Genomic DNA, 4,921 nt, shown 5'->3' on the forward strand with positions numbered 1-4,921 from the left:
TTCCTTCTTCCTTCTTCCTTCTTCCTTCTTCCTTCTTCCTTCTTCCTTCTTCCTTTAAACGCAAATCTCTGTACTCTATATTAATGAAAACTGCTATAAATTGGTATTATAGAAAGCAAGGGGATTTGATATGAAAGGCAAAAAAAATAGCCTTCCCTTGGGAAAGCTAATATAGTCATTTAATTCAAAAATGAAACACTTTTGAGGTTAAAAACCTTTCATAGCAAGAAATACTTGTCTCAATCTAAAGTTAAACCACCATAAAATGAAATTACTATTATGATGATTTAGCAATCATAGTATAGAGAAAATTCATAAGGATGAGGACGTAGACGCATGGGGTTAACCTCATTATCCAACTTGTACTCAATCCAAGTTTGAATCAAATCTTCCGTAAATACTCCACCAGTAGTCAAAAACTCATGGTCTTTTTCCAAAGCTTCTAAAGCACCTTCTAGGGAACCAGGGGTGGAAGGAATCTTACTCAACTCTTCAGGACTGAGGTCATAAATATCCACATCTAAAGATGCACCTGGATCAATTTCATTCTTAATCCCATCAATACCAGCACAAAGCATTGCTGCAAAAGCCATATATGGGTTACAACTAGCATCAGGACAACGGAATTCTAGTCGTTTTGCTTTAGGATTAGTACCACTTAAAGGAATCCGAACAGAAGCAGAACGGTTTCCTTGAGAATAAGCTAAGTTTACCGGAGCTTCAAAACCAGGAACTAATCGCTTGTAAGAATTAGTAGAAGGATTAGAGAAAGCTAATATTGCTGGAGCGTGCTTGAGGATACCACCAATATAATTAAGAGCCATCTTACTCAAGTTAGCATAACCATCTCCCCAGAATAAAGGCTGTCCCTCTTTCCAGATTGACTGGTGACAGTGCATCCCAGAACCATTATCATTAAAAATAGGTTTAGGCATAAAAGTGATAGTCTTGCCATACTTTTTGCCCACATTTTTGATGACATACTTATAAATCATCAAGTTATCCGCAGCTTCTAGCAATGTACCAAACTGGAAGCCTAATTCATTTTGACCACCAGTAGCTACTTCGTGGTGATGTTTCTCAATGGGAACTCCACACTTAGCCATTGTTAAGAGCATTTCTGTCCGTAGGTCTTGCATGGTATCTGTAGGAGATACAGGGAAGTAGCCTTGTTTGTAACCTGGTTTATAGGCTTTGTTACCTCCATCTTCTTCACGACCAGAGTTCCAACGACCCTCTACACTATCAACATAGTAGTATCCTTTATTTTCTGTTTGGTCGAAACGAGCATCTTCAAATACAAAAAATTCAGCTTCAGGACCAAAGAATGCTGTATCTCCAATGCCTGTTGTTCTTAAATAATCAACTGCTTTCTGAGCAATAACTCTAGGACAACGACTATACCATTCACCAGTTCTGGGTTCTTTAATACTACAGGTAATACTTAATGTAGGTTCTGCCATAAAAGGGTCAATCCAAGCAGTAGTTGGATCGAGTACCATCATCATGTCTGACTCGTTAATATTTTTCCAGCCACGAATACTGGAACCGTCGAAGGCAACTCCATCTGTGAAAGAACTTTCATCAATTTGGCTTTTGTGAACTGTTAAATGTTGCCAAATACCAGGTAGGTCGATGAATTTCAAATCAATAACTTGAATGTCATCATTATTAATCCAGTTCAACACATCTTGAGCGGTTTGTGCCATTATTAGCTCCTAAATTTTAAATTTTGATTTTCTTAACAGGCTTAATAGCTGCTGCTACTGCTCCATAAAACTTTGACAAAAGGTCACAAAGTAACAAATTGAAATTGTATTAACGTTACATCTGGCGTTCTATATTGCTTTAACTGAGACTATAGACAGCACATCGAAGACAGACAGCGCTCTAAGACTGACTGTAATTAGCTCTAATAAGAATACATCTGGCTAATAATAAGAATTAAAATTGTTGAGTTTTTGTATCGAATGTTACTATATTTCTCTGGCCTACTCTAATGATTCTGCTAGGTGTCAATTTATAGTAGGCTAATATGGAATGTTTAAGAAATTGTTGGGAGATTGATTTTATGCGGGACACTGTCACTAGCTTAATAGAAAATTACGATTCTAAGGGTCGTTATTTAGATCGAGATGGGGTCGATCAATTAAAGTCTTATTTTGAAACTGGTACTGCACGAGTACAAGCTGCTACAGTAATTAATTCTCAGGCAGCTAGTTTGGTTAAACAAGCTGCAGTTACTTTGTTTGCACAACAACCAGAATTAATTCGTCCCGGTGGTAATGCTTATACAACTCGTCGTTATGCAGCTTGTCTGCGGGATATGGATTATTATCTACGCTATGCTACTTATGCTTTAGTAGCAGGTAATACAGACGTTTTGGATGAGCGTGTCCTGCAGGGGCTTCGGGAAACTTATAATTCTTTAGGAGTACCTATTGGACCTACTGTGATAGGTATTGGTATTATGAAAGAATTGGTTAAGTCTGAGGTAGAGGCAGCAGGTATTCCAACTGGTGCTTTTTTAGCGGAACCCTTCGATCATTTAATTAGCGAGTTGGCGGAAAAGGATATTTAATTAATAATGGATAATGGATAATTGATAATTATTTATTACCAAGCGCAAAAATGGGATTTGATTTTCAAATCCCTACAATTTTTTTCAGAACTCAGTAATCAGTTTAATTGTTTTGATTTTTTTGAGATTAATGAAGCGGATTTTAACAACTCAAAAAGCTGATAGTTGTTTAATTAATAATGAATAATTAATAATTATTCATTACCAAGTGCCCAAATGGAATTTGTAAACCAAATCCCTACAGTTTTTTCAGAACTTAGTAATCAGTTTAATTGTTTTGATTTTTTTGAGATTAATGAAGCGGATTTTAACAACTCAAAAAGCTGTTGACGCAGTTCTGACCTAGGAAGCTAGTTGTTTGCGGAGTATTCCTGAAAGGAAATGCTAAAAGCTGATAGGTAGTTAATAATTAAAATTTGTGGCTAAACAAAGATTAGATGTTTTATTGGTAGAACGAAATTTATGTACTTCTCGACAAAAAGCTCAGGTTTTGATTAGAGCAGGAGAAGTAATGGTAAATCAACAAATAATTGATAAACCAGGAACTGAAGTTGACTTAAAGGCAGATATTAAGGTTAAACAAAAATCTTTATATGTTTCTAGGGGAGGGTATAAACTTGCGAAGGCATTAGAGTATTTTTCTATTCCTATTTCTGACAGAATATGTCTTGATGGTGGCATATCTACGGGAGGATTTACAGATTGTTTATTACAAGCAGGTGCTAAATTAATTTATGGTATTGATGTAGGTTACGGACAAGTTGACTGGAAGTTGCGTAACGACCCTAGAGTAATTTTGAAAGAGAGAACTAATCTGCGTTATTTAACTCCTGAAGAATTATATGGTGATTCAATAATATTGAATTATGAATTACAAGAAAATGCAACAGAAATATATCCGAGTTTAGCTGTAGTTGATGTTTCTTTTATTTCTCTCACTAAAATCTTACCTGCTCTATGGCAATTAATTATTCCACCTAGTGAGACAATTTTGTTGGTAAAACCTCAGTTTGAAGTAGGAAAAGAACGAGTAGGAAAAAAAGGTGTAGTTCGTTCCTCTTTTGACCAAGCCGAGGCAATTTTTCAGGTATGTTGTAGTGCTAATAATTTAGGATGGAAATATGCTGGTTTAACTTGGTCTCCCATACAAGGTCCGGCTGGTAATATAGAATATTTATTATGGTTAAATCTTGAAAGTGAACTTTTACCTGATAGGTCGGCGATCGCTAACATCACAAAATTAGCTCAACAAGAATTTAATCATAGTTCTTCTATAAATTGCCATGTTCATCCGAAAAATTAGTATATTTTTTATTTTCTTTATTAAACTATCTATTTACATATTTTGCACTTCGTTTATTTTTAGCACGATAGTTTCAGCAAAAATAATATCTGTTAAATTAGCTGATAATTTTTTATATAGTTTAATAGTCTTCGGTGATTTTTTAAGAGGAATAGAAATAGTTGAACTTTTTAATATTATTGCTTTTGCGGTAGTGGGAATGGGTTTTGGTTTGGCAACTGTTTTTTTACCTAAATATTTGGGTCGTTATGTCAGCACGATTTTATTGATAATTTTGGTTCCAATAATTTTTATCACAACTCAAATGGTGAGATATGATATCTGGGTAGAGCAGGTAGCAAAGAATGATAATTTATCATTTAATCAAGCTGAATTACTAACTAATTCATTTTTAAATCAAAGAGTAGGAAACGATGGTATATATGGCTTCTATTTATATACTGCCCAATTTCCGATTCTCCCTGATAAAAAATTACAGATTAACAATTTAGATAGATTAGAGAAAAGTGTTAATTCCAAGTTTGTCCGGTTAATTGGAGTTCCTCCGGGAGTAATTTCTTGGAGCATGAGTTTATGTTTTTGGATAATTAGAATCTTTTATTTTGTTATAGCAGTAGTAACTACAATTTTTCACTTTAGAGAAGGTTTAAGGATTGTTAAATGTTGAAGCAGGAGTCATTTAAATTATCAGTTATCAGTACCTCCAATCGAAATTAATCTCTGCATTTCTACCAAAATTCATTATCTTCATGAATGGGAAAAGATTGACAAATTAGAAATAAAAATCTGATTCATCTCTATTGCGATATACGCAATAGAAGTTTCTCGGCAAATTAATCTCTGCATTTCTGCCAAAATTCAGTATCTTCATGAATGGGAAAAGATTGACAAATTAGAAATAAAAATCTGATTCATCTCTATTGCGATATACGCAATAGAAGTTTCTCGGCAAATTAATCTCTGCATTTCTGCCAAAATTCAGTATCTTCATGAATGGGAAAAGATTGACAAATTAGAAATAAAAATCTGATTCATCT

The 4,921-nt window shown here is 34.4% G+C and carries 4 protein-coding genes; 3 read left to right on the forward strand and 1 reads right to left on the reverse strand.

Annotated elements, in window-relative coordinates:
- Positions 1-287: 287 nt before the first annotated feature.
- Positions 288-1,709 (reverse strand): type I glutamate--ammonia ligase, encoded by a 1,422-nt coding sequence (gene glnA, locus ACP6PL_RS15475; protein WP_426546159.1) that lies wholly within the window; start codon positions 1,707-1,709, stop codon positions 288-290.
- Between the two features lie 362 nt (positions 1,710-2,071).
- Here glnA and apcB point away from each other — a divergent pair, with 362 nt between their 5' ends.
- From apcB to ACP6PL_RS15490, 3 genes are all read left to right on the forward strand, one after another.
- Entirely contained in the window at positions 2,072-2,581 is a 510-nt protein-coding gene (gene apcB / locus ACP6PL_RS15480; protein WP_426546160.1) for an allophycocyanin subunit beta, read from the forward strand.
- A gap of 418 nt (positions 2,582-2,999) precedes the next feature.
- Complete coding sequence (locus ACP6PL_RS15485; RefSeq protein WP_426546161.1) at positions 3,000-3,884, forward strand: TlyA family RNA methyltransferase; 885 nt, start codon at positions 3,000-3,002, stop codon at positions 3,882-3,884.
- Positions 3,865-4,551 carry a hypothetical protein gene (locus ACP6PL_RS15490; protein WP_426546162.1) on the forward strand — a complete coding sequence of 229 codons (687 nt, stop codon included), beginning with the start codon at positions 3,865-3,867 and terminating at the stop codon, positions 4,549-4,551. The genes ACP6PL_RS15485 and ACP6PL_RS15490 overlap by 20 nt, the downstream gene beginning before the upstream one ends.
- Positions 4,552-4,921: the final 370 nt, after the last annotated feature.

Source organism: Dapis purpurea BLCC-M126, assembly GCF_050015975.1.
Classification (GTDB): domain Bacteria; phylum Cyanobacteriota; class Cyanobacteriia; order Cyanobacteriales; family Microcoleaceae; genus Trichodesmium.